A 17,644-nucleotide genomic window follows, 5' to 3' on the forward strand; every position below is an offset into this window, starting at 1 on the left:
ATAAAATAACGGGAAAGAGTCCGGGGCACAATGCTCCGGACCCCTGTGGATCACTTCCCTAACGTATCGACCAGCAGATCGATGAACCGCTTGCTGTCAGCGGCGACACAGACATCGACGTTCGGCTCTTTCTTATGCCAATTCGTGAAATCACAGACGGTCTGGCCGTCGCACAGATCGCTGTTCGTCTCGATGTCGACATAGTATTTCTTCGTCTCGACGAGCGACCGGTCCAGGGCCGCTCCAACGGCCAGCGGATCATGCATCGCACACGCATGGCGTCCGTTCAGGTTATAGTAATGGTTCATGTAATGGACGGTCGCTTCCTCTGTGAAATCGCGTCCCGCTCCAGGCTGGATGCGCTCGACATCGTCTTTCGTCAACAGGGTGCTTGACGTTACATCGAGACCGACCATCGTGATCGGGATGCCGGAATGGACGACGATCTTCGCCGCTTCTGGGTCGATATAGATATTGTATTCCGCTGTCGGTGTGATGTTGCCCCGGTGATCGAACGCACCGCCCATGATGACAAGTTCCTTCAGCCACTCTTTGAGCCTCGGCTCTTTGCGGATGGCCAGCGCCATGTTCGTCAGCGGTGCGAGCAGGATGACGGTGATCTCACCCGCATGCTGCTTCGCCTGCTCGATGATGAAGTCCGGAGCGAAGCCTTCGTCACGGATTTCAACGTCCACTTCTTTCAGCGCACCGCCGATCCCGTCATTGCCGTGCACGCTCACTTCGAAGTGCGGATCCCGCAGGAGAGGACGCGCCGCTCCCTGGACGACTTTCAGATCATCCCGTCCGAGCAGCGTCGTGATTTTGCGGGTGTTGACGGTCGCCTGTTCCAAGGACGTATTGCCGTTCACGGTCGTAATGCCAAAGATATCTGCCATGCCGCTCTTTTCGGCCAGCAGAAGTCCGATCGCATCGTCGATTCCCGTGTCCACATCGATAATCACTTTTTTCATATGCGTTCCGCCCCTTCTTCTGTCAATAATTCCAGCAGGCAGTGCAGCCCTGCTGCTGCCCCGTATTTCAAAGCATCGAGATTCACATGGTAGTTCGCGTTATGCCAAGGGAAGTTCTCCTTTTCGAGAGAGCCCGTCCCCCAATACATGAAGACCGACGGCACCTCGTTCGCGACAATCGAGAAGTCGTCGCCGCTCATGTACGGGTGTTCGTTGACCGAGACGGTCGTCTCCCCGAACGCATCATTCAGCGAACGCGTGAGCCGCGCCGTCAATTCAGGATCGTTCCAGTTCGCCGGATACCCCTTGCTGTACGTGTATTCGTAGCTGCCGCCCCAGAATCCGGTGACGGACTGCAGCAGCCGCTCAAGCTGCGCTTCGATCTTATCCTGCGTTTCCGGCAGGATCGTCCGGACCGTCCCCGAGATGTCGACCTGCCCGCACAATACATTCGATGCGGTTCCTCCCTGGATCGTCCCGAACGTGATGACCGCGTGATCGAGCGGCGACGTCTGACGCGAAACGATCGACTGCGCCGCGGTCAGGAACTCCCCTGCCATCGCGATCGCATCGATCCCCTGCTGCGGAGCCGCTGCGTGACCCCCTTTGCCGGTCAGCGTCAGGTAGACCCTGTCGGTGTTCGCGAGCATGTACCCGGGTTTCATCTCAAAAGTGCCTGGCGTCAGGAACGGGTTCGTATGCAGGCAGAGCGCCGCGTCGACCGCCGGGTTCTCGAGGATCCCTTCTTCGATCATCGGCTTGGCCCCGCCCGGCTGCGCTTCCTCCGTCGGCTGGAACATGATCTTGACGGTACCGGTCCATTCCGACTTCCGTTCTTTCAGCACAGTCAGGATGGCGAGACCGATCGTTGTGTGGGCGTCATGGCCGCATGCGTGCATGACCCCCGGGTGGATGGAACTGTAGTCAAGTCCTGTCGCTTCCTCGATCGGCAGCGCGTCGATGTCGCAGCGCATGAGGACCGTACGGCCGGGTGCCGCCCCTGTAATTTCCGCACAAACGCCAGTTCCGGCCATCGCCCGGTGGCTGATGCCGATCCGGTCGAGCTCCTGCTGGATGAACAGCTGGGTGTTGTGCTCATCTTTGCTCAGTTCGGGATGCTTGTGCAAATGCTTGTACGTGTCCCGGAGATAGCCGTCGAGATGCTGTTCCATGTAGTCTGCAGTGATCGTCTCCATCTACTCATCCTCTCCTTTCAGTTCGCTCCTGTAGGGCATCCCTTCCTGCGCCCCGAATTTCGTCACAGCGCGTGCTGCAGCACGTGTTGCAAAACCGATCATCTCAGCCAGCGGACGTCCTTCCGCCGCCGCGATGGCCAGTGCACCGTTGTAAGTATCGCCGGCTCCCGTCGTATCGACTGCCTGAACCGGTTCAGCCGGTACGACGACGAGTTTCCCATCATCCAGATACGCACTGCCGTGTGCACCCAGCGTGACGATCAGCGTCTGATCATAGGCCGCTTCCCATTCCGCCATCAGGAGTGCGAGTTCACGCTCGTCCGAAAATGGCCGTTCGGCAAGCAGTTCAAACTCAGTTTCATTCGGCGTCAGAATGTCTGCATTCAGAAGCAGCTGTTTCGGCAAGGTCTGCGCAGGTGCGGGATTCAAAATGGTCTTCACGCCATTCTCATGGGCAATTTCCATCACTTTCTGGACAGTTTCCAGCGGAATCTCAAGCTGAGCCAGCAGAACATCGGCTTCCTTAATCACCTGTTCGATTTCCGGAGTAATCGCATCGGGCGTAAGCGAGTAGTTCGCTCCCGGGACGACGACGATGCAGTTATCGTGGTTTATGTGGAAGATGTCCGCAATTCCTGTCTTCACTTCAGGTGCCCGGCTGATGAATGCCGTATTCACCTGGTTCGTTTCCATCTGGTCCAGCAGTGTGCGTCCAAACTCGTCCTGTCCGACCGCGCCGACCAGCGTCACTTCCCCGCCAAGCCGCGCACAGCTTACTGCCTGGTTGGCACCTTTGCCCCCGGGCAGGTAGCTCACCTTTTCACCGAGGATCGTCTCACCGATTTGCGGCAGACGGTCCGTCGAAATAATTATGTCCATATTTAAACTGCCGACAACGACAATTCGTTTCCTCATTCCATCACCTGTTCCAATAGAGTAGGTCGTTCACCAACTAAATGTGTAACCGATTACACATTTTCAGAATAGCATACCTTCCTCTCAGCCGGCAATGCTTAACTCCAAGTATAATGAAAGAATTTTCTACCGGTTCTGCCGCCGGTCAGTTTCAAGTAATGAGGCATGTCAGCTGTTCCGCATTTGTCACGTGCCGCCGGAAACGCCCGCATATACTGAGGAGTACACCGGGGAGGCGGAATCTTTGCATCTGTTACTTGTGATTTTCCTTGGCATTGCGGCCAATTTGGATAACTTAGGGATCGGGCTCGCATACGGCATTCAAAAGACGAGGATACCGCTCATTTCAAATTTGATGATTGCCGTGATATCCATGGCAGTCACCTCATTTTCAATGCTTGCTGGCGACCGGATTGCGGCGTTCATCACTCCCAATGCGGCGGACTGGATTGGAGGTCTGCTGCTGTGCGCGATTGGGGTCTGGATGCTGTGCCAGCCGAAATTCGGGCAAGTGGAAGCGTATGAGGATGCAAAAACAGCCGACACGGATGGGAATCGTGTGATTTCTGTACGGGAGGCCATCCCCCTCGGCTTCGTACTTGCAGCAAATTGCCTGGCCGCCGGGTTCGGAATGGGGGTAAGCGGCAGCTCGATGCTTGGAACGGTTTTATCGGTCGGATTTTTCTCGTTCATCACCATCGGGGGCAGCCACCGGTTCGGCACGCTGCTCGCACGCACGTGGATCGGCCGGTATCCCGCAGCTTTTGCAGGCGTTCTCCTGATCGTCATCGGCTTGGTTGAAATTATGTTGTAATCAAAAAGCGCAGCTGCCAAAAGTTTCGGCAGCTGCGCTTTTTCAGTTCAATTGAAGTGCCGTGCGGATCGTGTCCCACATAACTTCATATCCTTTGGTTGTCGGATGAGGACTGGTTGTCTCCATCAGATCTCCATAGGCGGTATCCGGGTGGCTCTTGAGATATGCAGTCATCGCATCATAATGGGAGATGAAGAGGTACCCTTCCTCCAGGCTGATCCGCTTCAATACGTTGTTGATACCTGCCGGGCTGAACCGGTAATTGCCGATATCATTTGCAGAAGGCGGCGGCGCCATGACGACCAGCAGTCCGGACTTCGCATCCGCCTCTTTCAGCAGTTTGCGGACCGTCCGCTCATACTGTGCAAGCGTTCCGATGATCCGGTCGTTCGTGCCGATCATGACGAACACGACATCCTCCCGCGGCTCCATCAGCCGGTCGGCGCGTTCCAGCGCCCACTGCGCGGTTTTCCCGCTGACCCCGGCATTGAAGAAATCGATGTCTCCGAAGCGCGGCTGCCCCGCATAGGTCCGGAATGCATTCGCCCAGGATGCAGCGTCAAAGGACGCTTCCCGATAGACAGTCGATCCGTCTTCCAGGATGACCCGCCCATCTTCAGGCACTTGGTAGCCGTCCGCTCCCATACCGGCAGAGATGCTGTCGCCGATCAGTTTGATGGAACGGACTGTCCCGCTGTTCAGCTTGTCCGCAAGATCCGGATAGGTCTTCGGCAGCTGCTTCGTGATACGGTCCATTTCAGCCCGGTAGATGAACAGCGCAAATTCCCCTCGTTTCAGCCGATCCTGCGTTCCGAAGGCATCCTGTGTTTTCCCTTGTGCAATCGCAGCTCCGACCAATCCCGCGACTGCCTCTGCATACCGGCTGCCGACATCCCGGAAGGTGAGGCCGGACCCATCGCCGCTCAGCGAATAGGCATGCTCATGGCTCAGCATGAGCGCCATTTCCCCGCGTTTCACCGGCTCGTCGAATCCGAAATAGCCCGGCCGTTTGCCGCGGATGATCCCGGCGGTCTTCAAAGCCGCAACCGCCTGCTCCGCACGCGTCGGGACATCACTGAATTCCCGGCTGCCCGGAGCAGGCATCGGCAGCTGCAGCGCCCGCGCCAGAATGACTGCGACACTGCCGCGGGTGATCGGCTGATCGGTTCCGAACAGATCTGGCGCGACCCCGTTCGTATATTGCTGTTCCGTCAAATAGCTGACGGCTTCCGAGTAGGCGGGTGATACGTCACGGAACGGTTCTGCTGCGGCCTGATCAGGTAGAATCGCGGCGATCAGCACGCCAAGCACCGCCAGCACACCAAGCCGTCTCCACCATCGTTGTCTGCTGTCCAATTCGAATTCCCCCTGTTGCTCTTTATCTGTCGGCCTTCTTTTTTCATCGGTCTGTTCGACCCGATCTGAATAGATTCTTGCCGGTTCGCGGATGGATCTGTCAGGTGATTTTTGTCGGAATCAAGTGAAAAAGAATCAGTTATAGGTCTTTGTACTCTTATACGTCTATTAGATAAATAGATATAATGAACGTACTATCACGTGGAGGTTGAACGTTATGAGCTGGTCTGTTTTCGGTGTTTTTGTCCTTCTGGGCACATGGGGGTTTACACAATCGTTTTTTGCCGGTGCCGCGATTCTGCTGCTCTGCAGCGGTCTGCAGCTCGCCATCTTCTGCATACGCAGACTGCGCCGCAAGTCAGCGCTGCCCATCCGGTCGGCGCATGGTGCACGGCATAAGTTCCTGGCCGGTGAACAGGAACGCATCCGCGGTCTCCATGCATCCGGACTGCTGACGGAAGACGAATTCACCGAACAGAACCGCCTCCTATCCTCAAAAAACGAAAATGCCTATGTGCAGCTTTGAAAACCGGACGGAACCCCCCGTCCGGTTTTTTCCGACCAGCTGTCATAGGTGCACCCGGAAAGGGCAGACCCGTTTCAATTGCGGCCTGCCCTTTCACTTGATGATGCTTTCGAGTGCCAGCTTCACATTGCCGTAATAGCTGCGGCCTGCAAGTGCCTGTCCCGAATTGACGATGCTTTGTGCAAGGTGCGGCCGGATGCCTGTGGAGATGACGTGGATCCCCATCAGTTCGAGCGCCCCTTCGACCTGCTGCAGCAGATGCATGATATGATCATCGACTGCGGCAAGTCCCGAGAAGTCGGCGATTGTGCAGGTGACGTTCATCTCCGCCACTTTCGGGAGCACTTTGTTCATGATCGCATACGCCCGATCGTCCGTGATCCGGCCGATGAACGGGATGATGACGATGCCGTCGTAGACAGGAACGACAGGCGCTGACAGTTCAGCAAGTTCATCCTCGGCATCCGATTGGTACAGCTTGGACAGCCGTTCATACGCATAGTATTTCTCCTGCAGGCTCAGATCGAGGAACCGGTTGACCAGCTTGCTCAGGTGCGCGTATTCTTTCAGCGACACGCCCAGCTGTTCACTGATTTCAAGCAGCAGATCCGCGATCGCATCCCGCGATGGCGGATATCTGTCCGCTACTGCAGCGATGGAGCCGCTGTTCTTCGTCTGGATGGCCGCATTGCTCCGGCTCCATCTCATCAGGGCTTCAGGCACGCGCAGTTCACCGGTCCGCAATGTGTCCGCAAGCGCTTTCCATAATTGTGCGTACATGAGACGCGCCTGTTTCAGCTCTTCGTCCGTGACATCCCCGAGCAGCCCGCTTACCCGTTCCACTACATCCTCCGCCAGTTGACCGGCATGGTCCGTCAAGAAGCGGATCAGTTCCCTGTTTGTCTCCACGATCATCACACCTTGTCAGTTGATGGCTTCCATTATACAGGAGTTGCAGCCTGCTGTCTTTCCTGCAGATGGCCCGGCCGATGAAATCCCCATGGCTTAAACAGCGCGGTCCCGGGTACAGTGTACATATGCAGAAAGGATGAAGGAACTATGATCTATGATTGTGCCATAATCGGCGGCGGTCCGGCCGGCCTGAACGCCGCGCTCGTCCTCGGCCGCAGCCGGCGGAATGTCGTGCTGTTCGATGACGATAACGCCCGCAACCGTGTCGTCCGGGAAGCGCACGGATTCCTGACAAGGGATGGCATCCGCCCGTCGGAACTCCGGAAGCTTGCCCATGAGGAACTGGCGGTGTATCCCACCGTCGAAGTGATCCGTGAGAAAGCCGTCGATGCCGAAAGAGTCACGAAAACACATTACGAGGTGACGTCGGCGTCCGGGAAAGTCTACCACTGCACGAAGATTCTGCTTGCGACCGGCCTGAAAGACGAACAGCCGAACATCCCGGGCATCGAGCGTTTCTACGGCACCAGCCTGTTCAGCTGCCCGTATTGCGACGGCTGGGAAGTCCGGGATGAGCCGCTTGCGGTCATTGCCGATAAGAACGTCTATAAACTCGCCAAGGAAGTGTTCACCTGGAGCCGGGACCTCATCGTCTTCACGAACGGGGAAGGCCGGCTGGAACTGGAAGATCGATCACGGCTGGAAGCCCATGGCATCCGTGTCTTCGAAGACATCATATCAGCCCTCGAAGGGACGGATGGCCAATTGGAATGCGTCCGGCTCGAGGACGGTACCCTGATCGACCGGTCCTATGGATTTGTCAGCCCCCTCTGGAGTCACGGCGATCATTTTGCAGAATCGCTCGGCTGTGAATTGAACGAAATCGGGGGGATCCGGACAGATGAGTACGGCCGGACAAATGTGTGGAACGTATATGCTGCGGGCGACATGGCCAATATCGTTCCGGCTCAGCTGATCGTAGCAGCCGGAAGCGGAAGTGCCGCCGCCATCGGAATTAACGGAGACCTGACCAATGAATTTTTCGACGGACCGACGTAATTTTTGAAACAGGAAAGACCGCACGGAACGGGAGGCTTCTTGTCCCGTTCCGTGCGGTCTTCTTTTTTCCAGCATGCACCCGTCATTCATCGGATCCGGCTGTAACCGCTGCTGTAGCCGCGGTTCCGTTTTTTTCGTCGTTTGATAAGCACCCACAAGCTTAACAGCGCAAGCAGCAAGATGCAGATCGATACGGTCAGGATGATGCCGGGATAGTGCTCGTTCCAGCCATCCGGAGCAATGTGTTTGCTGTAGATTCCGATATAGGCCCAGACAAGAACAAAGCCATAAGGAGCACTCCATGTTCTGAGTATCGTCAAAATGCCGATGGCCACTCCGAGCAGCAGGACAATGACTGTCCATTTCGCATCCGAGAGCCCCCAACCGCTCCAGTCCGACTTGACGAGGAACGCCGTGATATCTGCAATCGTCGCGACCGTGATCCAGCCGAAGTAGACGGTGAATGGCAGGCGCAAAAAGAACTTCTCTTTCATCGACAGCTCCGTTTTGCCCGTCATGGCAGTAATAACGATCAGGCTCACCAAGATGACCAGCATGAGCACGACCGAGAGGCCGAGCTTCCCGTAGTGCCAGGCCGCAATCCATAAGGCGTTCGCAACCGACGATACGGAAAACCAGACGGCCACCCGTTCCGTCAGCTGGCGCACTTTCGATCGTTCCCCAGTCCTGAAGAATCCGAGCTGATAGATGACATGAAATGCAAGAAGTACGTAAATCAGGCCCCAGATAGCGAATGTATAGCCAGCCGGGGCAAATAGATTGCTGTACGAATCCGACACTTCCCCCGTCGTCATCCCATTCAGCGGCAGTGCATTTGCCAAGTAGTTCATGAGAATCATGAGGACGTATGTAATCAGCACGATCAGACCCGTCCTGCTGAATTTGCGTGTCCTTCCCATTTCTTCACTCCTTTCCTATTTGTATCTCTGGTTCAGTATTCCTTAGGGGGATCTCCATCAAACTTGGTCACCTGTTCTGTACGTCCTCTTGGCGGCCGTAATACCAACGGAGGAATGCAAGTGCTTCCTGAAGAGGGACATCCGGCAGGTCCGCATGCCGGACAGGATGCGCCCGATTGATGAACCGGATGGTGGCAAGCCCTGTCATCTGCTGCAGTTTTGTCCGCTTGACTGATGCCTCGATGATTTTTTCACGGCGTGTCAGGAAGGTCGTTTTTTCAAAAACTCCTTCACTCAGCTGGATGTACACGCCGTCCATCGCATACTGCGTATTCCAGTAGCCTGCAGCCCGGCCCGCTGCGGTCAACAGCAGCAAAACAAACGCCACGAGCAGCCAGCCAAGCGTCAGCCCGAAGATGGATGGCCGGAAGTACACCAGTGCTGCCGTCACAATGAGCCAGACCCAATACGGTTTCATGAGCCGTACTGCGAGGGATTTTATCGGCAGCCGATGCATCCCTCCGAGCACTTTGAACTGCGGCAGCAGCTCATGGATCATCGTATGCGCCCGTTCGACCGGCAGGAACGGATAGAGGGTGCTCACTTCGTGCTCCTCATCCCCCAAGTCGCCAGCACTGATCAATTTCACTTCTGCCAAGCCGAGCATCCGCTTCATGAACGACTGGGTGATTTCTACCCCCTGCACCCTTCCTTTAGCAATAGTGAATGCTGTCTCGTCGACAGTCCCTTTCCGGATGAAGATCCGTTCATTATCCGAAGCGATTTCATAGCTTCCATATTTCAAGAATGTCCATACCAGTCCCGCTATTACAGACAGCAGGACAAGCAGGATGACAGCAGCCGCAACGACCCAGCCGTTCGTCAGCAAGCCGCTGAACCGGCCTTTCAAATAGTCGTCAACGCTGAAGATCGAATCGAGCTTCGACAGAATCGATGCAGCCGCTGCAATCAGGACAAGGAAACTGAAGGATGTGAATGCGGCTTTCACCGTATCTTTCCGGGTCGGCGTGAAGTGGACAGTCCGGTCGGCAGGTGCAGCCGGGCCGCTGCCCTCCTCATCACTTGCCCCGCTTTCCACAGCGACCGGATGGTGTACAGCATGCACCGCTGCTTCCAGCTTGTCAGCTTCCGTGGGAGCCAGCACATCGAATTTGACACTTGCATTCATACCGGACGTGCCAGTTTCGAATGTCACCGAGGTCACCCCGAACAGTTTATGGAGCAGTGACCGATGCCGGTGGATATTCTGGATGCGGCTGTAATCGACAGTGCGCTCCGTCTTTTCAAACAGTCCTTCCTCCAGCCGGAACGCGTCGGTGTCTGCCGCATATCGATGCGTGAACCATTTCAGAATGCTGCTGATGACCGTCGCGGCAAGCGCGGCCAGCATGAGCCAGCGGCTGATCCGATTCAGCCAGGAGTCCGACTGGATGTTGAGCATCATTATGACGATGATGATCCCGAAATTCTTCAGGAAGCCAGCGATGCTGAATAGGATCGTCAGCGGATGATAGCGTCGGTATGTCATCATTCATCCACTTCCCGGATTTTTGCATAGACTGCGATCATGTTACGCAGTTCGAGCGCCGTCTCTTTCTTCAATGCCGGAATCCCATGGGTCGACCCCATGGTTTCAATTTCCAGTGAGTACAAGTTGTAGCGCCGCAAGATCGGTCCCTGATTCGTCGAGACCGCCTGGATTTTCGCCATTGGCACCAATTCATGGACTTCATGGAAGGCGCCGGATTTCAGCTGGAGAAACTCCTCATCCGCACTGTAACGGTAGTACCGATGCAACAGTACAGGCCGAACCCCGATTCCCCAGACGGCGGACAGCAAAGTGAGTGCCGCCAAGATGGCTATCGTCCATTCCGCCCAGCGGCCCCAAGAGAACCAGACATTCAGCCCGTACAAAACGGCCAGCAGCACTGCAGTGACGCCATGTCCCACCGTGGATCCGAGCCGCAGCGCCGGCACCGTCTGTTCCGCCAGCCGTTGCTCGGGCATTTTGATTTCCTGTTCCATCCGCATCCCTCCGCACGTGATCATCTGTCTACATTACAACAAAATTCGGAACGAGAATCAAAGATTGCGAGCGGCTGCCGCGGAGTAAAGTATGGAATTGTGCCCAGTTGCCGATAAATTCGGCAAAGTGGCCGATAGTTCACATGTTCTGTCCGATATCTCCAGCCAAATGTCCAATAAGCGGCGCCAAACGGCCGATACTTCACACACTTTGTCCGATATACACCTTCCGAACGCACTGAAGAACCCTGCCGGCACCGCCAGCAGGGTTCTTCCGTCTTTCACCCGAGCAGCGCATCCGCAGCGCGGCCGAGTATATGGAGCTCATGCATCGGGCGGGTCATCGCCACGTAAAGGAGTTTGCGGTCGATCGCCGTATCGCGGAATGGATCGGTGTACGCCGCGATGAGCACCGCATCGAACTCCAGCCCTTTCGACAGGACGCTCGGGACGATCAGCAGACGGGACTCATCGATATCACTGTCCGGCATCAGGAGCTGGACCGCCATCCCCGCCTGCTCAAGCGCCGCTGTCAGTGACTGCGCTTCCGCCATCGTCTTGCAGATCATCGCGACCGACCGATGGCCTCTAGATGCGATTTCCTCCAGAACCAGCTTCAGCTGCCCGCTGTCCAGCACGTCCATCTCATGGAATACCGGAGGGATCCCATGCCGCACGACAGGTTCGACGAGCGGCAGGTCCTCATCCATCTGTGCAAGCACCGTGTTGGCGAGTTCCATGACTTCGATCGTCGTCCGGTAGCTCTTCTGAAGCGTCGTGTACGTCGCTTCGGGCAGCATCTGCAGCACCGGCTCCCAGGACGTCAGCGCCCGGTAGCTGTGGATGCCCTGCGCCAGGTCGCCGACGAGCGTGAACAGGTCCGTGCCGAGACCGTCATGCAGCGCCGCCAGCTGGTATTCGCTGTAATCCTGCGCTTCGTCGATGAACACCGCGCGCATCTTCCATTCGCCGTCCAGTCCTTTCAACTGGATATGCAGGTCATAGAGCGCTGCCAGATCCTCGGACTCCCACGTATTCTTCGTATGCATACCGCGGAATGCAGCTGTGAACTCCTCCGTCCACTCCGGCGCCAGTTCCTCCTGCAGCGCGCTGTCTGTCAGCCAAGTGCGGTACAGCGATTTCACATTGAACTTCTTGAAGCGTTTCATATAGGAAGAGACTTTCCGCTTCCCTTCCCGTTCCACGGCAGGCAGCCGGACGTCCCGTTCATCCATGATCATCGTGATGCGCAGCCTGCGCTTTTCGTCGTCCTTGATGCCGTACAGCGCTTTGTCGAGCGCTTCTTCATATTTATCCGACAGCAGCGCATACAGCTGCTTCCGCTTCCGTGTCACTTCTGAGTTCATGATCAGACGTATCCGCTCCAGCCGTTTCTCGATCGGCAAGTATCCGAAATCCTCCAGGAAAAGATTCCGGAGCCGTTTCGCCCCCATGATCCTGTATTTGTCGATGAATACGTCTTCGAACAGCGCAGCCGTCTCAGCCTCGAGCTTCCGTATGTAGCGCTCCATGATCCGCCGGTACTCCCCGGACCCTTTCAGCCGGGCGACCGTAATCGCCGGATCTTCAGCAGACGCCGAGGAAGCGAGCCGCTCCAGCCTGCCGTTCGGGTCTGTCAGGTTCAAGTTCAGTCCGGTGGCCGCCAGCACATAGTCTTCATACGTTGTCTGGTTGACGGCCCCGACGCCGAGCTCCGGCAGCACATCGGCAATATAATCCATGAACAGTTTGCTCGGCGCGAGGATCATCAATTTGTCTGCCGGGAAATCGGTCCCCATCGTATAGAGGAAATACGAAATCCGGTGGAGGGCGATCGTCGTCTTTCCGCTGCCGGCTGCCCCCTGCACGATGATCGGCTTATGGAGGCTGGCCCGGATGATGTCGTTCTGCTCCGACTGGATGGTCGAGATGATCTCGGTCAGCCGGACGTCCGCCTTGCCGGCAAGCGCCTCCTGCAGCAGTTCGTCATTCGTCGTCAGATCGATATCCCGGACGCCGAGCAGTTCGCCGTCCTCGATCTGGTACTGCCGCTTCGAATGCAGATGACCGTGGATCTGCTCACCGCGGACGTCATACGTCAGATCACCGAGCCGCCCGTCATAATAGACGTTCGCGACGGGCGAGCGCCAGTCGACGATGATCGGATCCTGCGTCTCCTGATGGAAGACGGACGTTTTGCCGATGTAGAGCATCTGGTCCTTTTCATCATCAGGCTGGAAGTGGATACGGGCGAAATACGGTTTCTGCTGTACCGCTTCAAAGGTTTCCTTCTGGGATCGTGCCATTTCGAAAAATCGGGTGTTCGTGAGGATGTTGATGTAGCTCAGACTGGAGTCCAAGTAGTCGAGATCGGCCATCGAATGGCGGATCTGCTCCTGTGAGGCATCCACGTCACGCTGCGATTCAGCCAGCAGCCGCTGCATGTAGTGGATGGTATACTCCAGACGTTCAGCCTCAAACTCAAAATCGGGGTGTCTCTGCATGGACAGACCCTCCGTTTCCTGAAATTTGTCCTGCCGTTTCCGGATTGCTTAGGGGAAATTTTAAACAGACGATGATTGTACCATTGCCAGCAGCCTGCCGCAACATGAATTTCGAAAATTCAGGTACAGGTATGTTCCTGACGACCCATTCCTTGAATTGTGTTTAAGTGCCGGTAAATTCGGCGATGTGGCCGATACTTCGTTCCATTCGTCCGATATCTCCGCCAATCTGTCCGATACTTCGCGCCATGTGTCCGATACTTCACCCGATCTGTCCGATACCCCCCGGCCAGCACTCCTCAGCACATGTAAAAACCCCCGCCAGCCGGCGGGGGTTCAAAGTGTTATTCCTTCAAGTCTTCAATTGAGTCGATATCCATGTATTCCGGTACTGTCAGACCGATCTTGACACCTTCCATGCTGACGCCGACATCTTCGAACTTGCCGTCATACTTTTCAGCATACGTCTTGTGTGTCACCGGCAGCCATCCTGCGAGCAGGGCATCGGCACTGCCGTCAGCGACCGCTGTCCACATCGGACCGGCTTCCACTTGTGACATCTTGACGTTATAGCCTTTGCTCTCCAGCACTTTCGCCATCACATTCGTGCTGGCCACTGTGCTGTCCCATGCAACATAGACGAATTTGAATTCATCGCCGTCGACATCTTCCACACCATCTGTCCATTCCGCGACTTTGTCCGGATTGTCATCGATCCAGCTCTGTGCCGCTTCTTCGGGATCTTTCCCGTCGATGATGTCCACCATGACAGTCCCCATATCGTCCTCTTCCCACTTGAAGTTCGACAGGATTTCATGGGCTTCCGGCTTTTCATCTTTCAGCTTCATGCTGCCGATGGTATGGATCTCTTCATCGCCGCCGTACGAGCCTTCCGGGTCATCCAGATACTTCAGGTCGTATTTCGTGAACATCCAGTGCGGCGACCAGCCCGTCACGATGATCGGCTCCTCTTTGTCATACGCTTTCTTCAGAGCGGCCGTCATGGCAGCCCCGGAGCCTGTCGTCAATGTCCATTTGTCGAGGCCATAATCGTCGATGGCACGGTTCGTCGCTTCCATGATGCCTGCGCCCGGGTCGATACCGGTGATCTTGTAATCGACTTGTTCGCCGACCGGTTTATCCGAAGATCCGCCGGATGCGCTGCCTTTGTCCGCGTCATCGTCGCCGCATGCTGCGAGCCCCAACGCCAATAGTGATACCGCACTGATTCCTGCTAGTTTTTTCGTCAATTTCATGATTCGTTTCCCCCTTGTTTGGATCGTCCTGCATGTTGCGTAATCCTGTCGAGAATGATGGCGACCAATACGATGGCGACACCTGTTTCCACGCCGACCCCTGTCTTCAGCTGGGTGACCGCCTGATACACTTTCGTACCGAGCCCCGGTGCACCGACCATCGAGGCGATGACGACCATCGACAGCGACAGCATGATGCTCTGGTTCACACCGGCCATGATGTTCGGCTTTGCAAGCGGGATCTGCACTTTCAGCAGGCGCTGCCAAGTCGTCGAGCCGAACGCCTCCGTCGCTTCAATCAAGTCCTGCGGCACCTGTTCGATGCCGAGCATCGTCAGCCGGATTGTCGGCGGCATCGCAAAGATGATGGAAGCGACGAGCCCCGGCACCACTCCGATATTGAAGAAGAAGATCGCCGGGATCAGATAGACGAACGCCGGCATCGTCTGCATCAGGTCGAGGATCGGTGTGATGATGCGACGGGCCGCCAGCTGCTGGGACATCCAAATGCCGATCGGCACCCCGATGATGATGGCGATGACCACCGACGTCAGCACCAGCGCAAGCATCTGCAGCATCGGGTACCAATACCCCAAATAGTCGATGAACAGGAAGCCGAACAGTGTCAGCGCCGCAATTTTCTTCGTGGACAGCCACCAGGCGATCACCGCGAAGATCACAGCCAGCAGAATCGATGGCGGGAAGTCGAGCACTTCCACGAATGCTTCAACGGTCGTCTCCAAGCCGGTTGCAATGCCGTCAAACAATGGCCCGAACATATCGACCAGCCAGTCGACCCCTTCATCGATCCAATCCGCAAACGGCAGTCTCGGAAGCAGTTCATTCATGTGCAGCCACCTCCGCTTCCACTGACGGCTCTGCGTCGATCTCACCGTTTTCGTTGATGAACGAGTTGTCACCGGCGAGCGCGCCGATCAGTGCCCCGCGGATGATGATGCCTTTCATCCGATCCCTTTCATCCACGACAGCCACCGGAATGACGGCTGTCGAGACGATGTCGAACAGCTCGGTCAGGACACTGTCCCCCGGCACGGTGATGACATCGGTGATCAGGACGTCTTCGATTTTCAGGTTCTTCTCCGCAGCCTTCACCGCATCCTGCGCAGTGAGGGCTCCCATCAGCCGGCCGCCTTTGTCGACGACATAGATGGAGGAGATGCGCAAGTTCTCCATGAGGCGCAGCGCCACCCGCGGGCCCCGGTCGATCTGGACGGTGTCCGCGTGTTTCATGATATGGTTCGCTGTCAGCACCTTGGAAAGGTCCACGTCCTCGACGAACCGTTCGACGTACTCATTGGAAGGGTTCATGAGGATTTCTTCGGGCGTGCCGATCTGTGCGATCACGCCGTCTTTCATGATGGCGATCCGATCCCCGATCCGCAGTGCCTCATCGAGATCATGGGTGATGAAGATGATCGTCTTGCCCATCTCTTCATGGAGCTGCAGCAGTTCGTCCTGCATATCTTTGCGGATCAGCGGATCGAGCGCGCTGAACGCCTCATCCATCAGCAGGATGTCCGGATCGTTCGCAAGCGCTCTTGCCAGTCCGACCCGCTGCTGCATGCCGCCGCTCAGCTGGCCGGGATACTGCGCTTCATAGCCGGCGAGCCCGACCTTGGCCAGGGAATTGACGGCACGTTCCTTCCGCATCACCTTATCGGCCCCTTGGATCTCGAGACCGTACTCCGTGTTCTGCAGGATCGTCTTGTGCGGGAACAGCGCGAAGTTCTGGAACACCATCCCCATCTTTTTCCGGCGGACCGTGCGCAGCTGCTCTTTGTTCATAGCCACGATATCGACGCCGTCGATCAGGATTTGGCCCGAAGTCGGCTCGATCAGCCGATTCAGCAGACGGACAAGCGTTGACTTTCCGCTGCCCGATAATCCCATGATGACAAAGATTTCACCGTCCAGTACATCGAACGCTGCATTGTTGACACCTACGGTCGAGCCGGTTTCCTTCAGGATCTCTTTCTTCGATTTTCCTTCTTTCAGAAGCTGAGCTGCGCGTTTCGGCGATTTGCCGAAGATTTTCGTCGCATTCCTCACTTCGATTTTCTTGGATGTACGTGCTTCTTTCATGCGAACCCCCCGATTCAGTTTTTCTCACTGTTCCCAAGTATATCTGTAACATTATCGTAATACAAGGTTTTTACTTAATTAATTTTATGTACAGTTTTTACTGTATAAACAATTTGATTTCCGTTTCGCGTTATTCTAAGCTATACTCAACAGTTAGAAGTGAGACAGGAACTGCTAGTAGGGCAAGGAGGTCATCCCGTATGGATGCAGAGGAAAAATTGGAAAAGTCCCGTAAACGAGTCACCGAGTCAATTGCGCAGAACATACATCTGTATGGCCTCCCGCCGTCTGCCGGCAGACAGTTCGGGATGATGTTCTTCGAGGATCGCCCGCTGACGCTGGATGATATGTCCGCTAAACTCGGGATGAGCAAAACGAGCATGAGCACCTCCATCCGTGCCCTGTCGGACGGGAAACTCGTAGAGCGGGTCTGGGAGAAAGGCGTGCGCAAGGATCTGTACAAAGCGAAGGAAGACTGGTACCAGATCTTCATCGACATGTTCACTGTCCAGTGGCGAAGAGCCGTCTCCCTCCATATTTCAGCCGTCCGGAAGTCGCTCCGTGAGCTGCGCGAGCTGAAAGGCGATGAGAGTCTGACGGAAGAACTCCTTCTGGAGATTGACAGTGATATCGAAAAGCTCGATTACACGCTCAATTATTATGACTGGCTCGACCGTCTGATCGATGCGTTTGAGGATCATAAGATTTTTGACCTGGTCCCTTTGAAAGAAGATGAAAACTGATAAAAACGGCAGTCCCGGGGTACTTGGGACTGCCGTTTTCCGTTGAATTTTGTCTGAGTGCCGATAAATTCGGCGATGTGTCCGATACTTCCCACCATATGTCCGATATCTCCAGCGAACTGTCCGATACACCCCGGCAAGCAGCCGCGGCCGTGGCTGGCCTTAACAGAAAACCAGCGGAGCTGGCACCAATCAGTCACTTGAATTGTGTCCCGATGCCGATAAATTCGGCGATGTGGCCGATACTTCGCGCCATATGTCCGATATGTCCGCCGATTTGTCCGATACTGCGCGCCATGTGTCCGATACTTCACACGATCTGT

16 protein-coding genes are annotated in these 17,644 nt (G+C 55.9%); 4 read left to right on the top strand and 12 right to left on the bottom strand.

Annotated elements, in window-relative coordinates; genetic code table 11:
* Positions 1-50: 50 nt before the first annotated feature.
* The 3 genes from QWT68_RS09335 to rbsK are packed head-to-tail and all read right to left on the bottom strand — an operon-like array spanning position 51 to position 3,082.
* On the bottom strand, positions 51-971 hold the full coding sequence (locus QWT68_RS09335; protein WP_290148055.1) for a nucleoside hydrolase: 921 nt from the start codon (positions 969-971) through the stop codon (positions 51-53).
* Positions 968-2,167, bottom strand: coding sequence for a M20 metallopeptidase family protein (locus tag QWT68_RS09340; RefSeq protein WP_290148056.1), 1,200 nt, complete (start codon positions 2,165-2,167; stop codon positions 968-970). Before QWT68_RS09340 ends, QWT68_RS09335 begins: the two co-directional genes overlap by 4 nt.
* A complete protein-coding gene (rbsK, locus tag QWT68_RS09345; protein ID WP_290148057.1) occupies positions 2,168-3,082 on the bottom strand; it encodes a ribokinase in 915 nt (304 codons plus the stop codon).
* Between the two features lie 94 nt (positions 3,083-3,176).
* On the opposite strand from rbsK, the gene QWT68_RS09350 reads away from it, so the two are divergent.
* Complete coding sequence (locus QWT68_RS09350; protein WP_290148058.1) at positions 3,177-3,896, top strand: manganese efflux pump; 720 nt, start codon at positions 3,177-3,179, stop codon at positions 3,894-3,896.
* 42 nt (positions 3,897-3,938) lie between these two features.
* Here the strand turns inward: QWT68_RS09350 and QWT68_RS09355 are convergent, their stop codons facing one another.
* Positions 3,939-5,252, bottom strand: a complete 1,314-nt coding sequence (locus tag QWT68_RS09355; RefSeq protein WP_290148059.1) for an S-layer homology domain-containing protein — start codon at positions 5,250-5,252, stop codon at positions 3,939-3,941.
* Positions 5,253-5,469: 217 nt separating this feature from the next.
* Here QWT68_RS09355 and QWT68_RS09360 point away from each other — a divergent pair, with 217 nt between their 5' ends.
* Positions 5,470-5,778, top strand: a complete 309-nt coding sequence (locus QWT68_RS09360) for a hypothetical protein (RefSeq protein ID WP_290148060.1) — start codon at positions 5,470-5,472, stop codon at positions 5,776-5,778.
* A 93-nt stretch (positions 5,779-5,871) separates the two neighbouring features.
* Here the strand turns inward: QWT68_RS09360 and QWT68_RS09365 are convergent, their stop codons facing one another.
* Positions 5,872-6,687 carry an STAS domain-containing protein gene (locus QWT68_RS09365; protein WP_290148061.1) on the bottom strand — a complete coding sequence of 272 codons (816 nt, stop codon included), beginning with the start codon at positions 6,685-6,687 and terminating at the stop codon, positions 5,872-5,874.
* A 150-nt stretch (positions 6,688-6,837) separates the two neighbouring features.
* On the opposite strand from QWT68_RS09365, the gene QWT68_RS09370 reads away from it, so the two are divergent.
* Positions 6,838-7,749, top strand: coding sequence for an NAD(P)/FAD-dependent oxidoreductase (locus tag QWT68_RS09370; RefSeq protein WP_290148062.1), 912 nt, complete (start codon positions 6,838-6,840; stop codon positions 7,747-7,749).
* Between the two features lie 86 nt (positions 7,750-7,835).
* On the opposite strand, the gene QWT68_RS09375 is transcribed toward QWT68_RS09370, so the two are convergent.
* The 7 genes from QWT68_RS09375 to QWT68_RS09405 form a co-directional block, all read right to left on the bottom strand.
* Positions 7,836-8,669 (bottom strand): tryptophan-rich sensory protein, encoded by an 834-nt coding sequence (locus QWT68_RS09375; RefSeq protein ID WP_290148063.1) that lies wholly within the window; start codon positions 8,667-8,669, stop codon positions 7,836-7,838.
* A 67-nt stretch (positions 8,670-8,736) separates the two neighbouring features.
* Positions 8,737-10,221, bottom strand: coding sequence for a PH domain-containing protein (locus tag QWT68_RS09380; protein WP_290148064.1), 1,485 nt, complete (start codon positions 10,219-10,221; stop codon positions 8,737-8,739).
* Complete coding sequence (locus QWT68_RS09385) at positions 10,218-10,715, bottom strand: PH domain-containing protein (protein WP_290148065.1); 498 nt, start codon at positions 10,713-10,715, stop codon at positions 10,218-10,220. Before QWT68_RS09385 ends, QWT68_RS09380 begins: the two co-directional genes overlap by 4 nt.
* Positions 10,716-10,996: 281 nt before the next feature.
* Positions 10,997-13,219 carry an RNA polymerase recycling motor HelD gene (gene helD / locus QWT68_RS09390; protein ID WP_290148066.1) on the bottom strand — a complete coding sequence of 741 codons (2,223 nt, stop codon included), beginning with the start codon at positions 13,217-13,219 and terminating at the stop codon, positions 10,997-10,999.
* Between the two features lie 344 nt (positions 13,220-13,563).
* Positions 13,564-14,469 carry a glycine betaine ABC transporter substrate-binding protein gene (locus QWT68_RS09395; protein WP_290150473.1) on the bottom strand — a complete coding sequence of 302 codons (906 nt, stop codon included), beginning with the start codon at positions 14,467-14,469 and terminating at the stop codon, positions 13,564-13,566.
* A gap of 2 nt (positions 14,470-14,471) precedes the next feature.
* Positions 14,472-15,323 carry an ABC transporter permease gene (locus QWT68_RS09400; protein ID WP_290148067.1) on the bottom strand — a complete coding sequence of 284 codons (852 nt, stop codon included), beginning with the start codon at positions 15,321-15,323 and terminating at the stop codon, positions 14,472-14,474.
* Positions 15,316-16,578 carry a quaternary amine ABC transporter ATP-binding protein gene (locus tag QWT68_RS09405; protein WP_290148068.1) on the bottom strand — a complete coding sequence of 421 codons (1,263 nt, stop codon included), beginning with the start codon at positions 16,576-16,578 and terminating at the stop codon, positions 15,316-15,318. Before QWT68_RS09405 ends, QWT68_RS09400 begins: the two co-directional genes overlap by 8 nt.
* A gap of 200 nt (positions 16,579-16,778) precedes the next feature.
* On the opposite strand from QWT68_RS09405, the gene QWT68_RS09410 reads away from it, so the two are divergent.
* Complete coding sequence (locus QWT68_RS09410) at positions 16,779-17,321, top strand: GbsR/MarR family transcriptional regulator (RefSeq protein ID WP_290148069.1); 543 nt, start codon at positions 16,779-16,781, stop codon at positions 17,319-17,321.
* The last annotated feature ends 323 nt before the right edge of the window (positions 17,322-17,644 follow it).

The organism is Sporosarcina trichiuri (assembly GCF_030406775.1).
Lineage (GTDB): Bacteria > Bacillota > Bacilli > Bacillales_A > Planococcaceae > Sporosarcina > Sporosarcina trichiuri.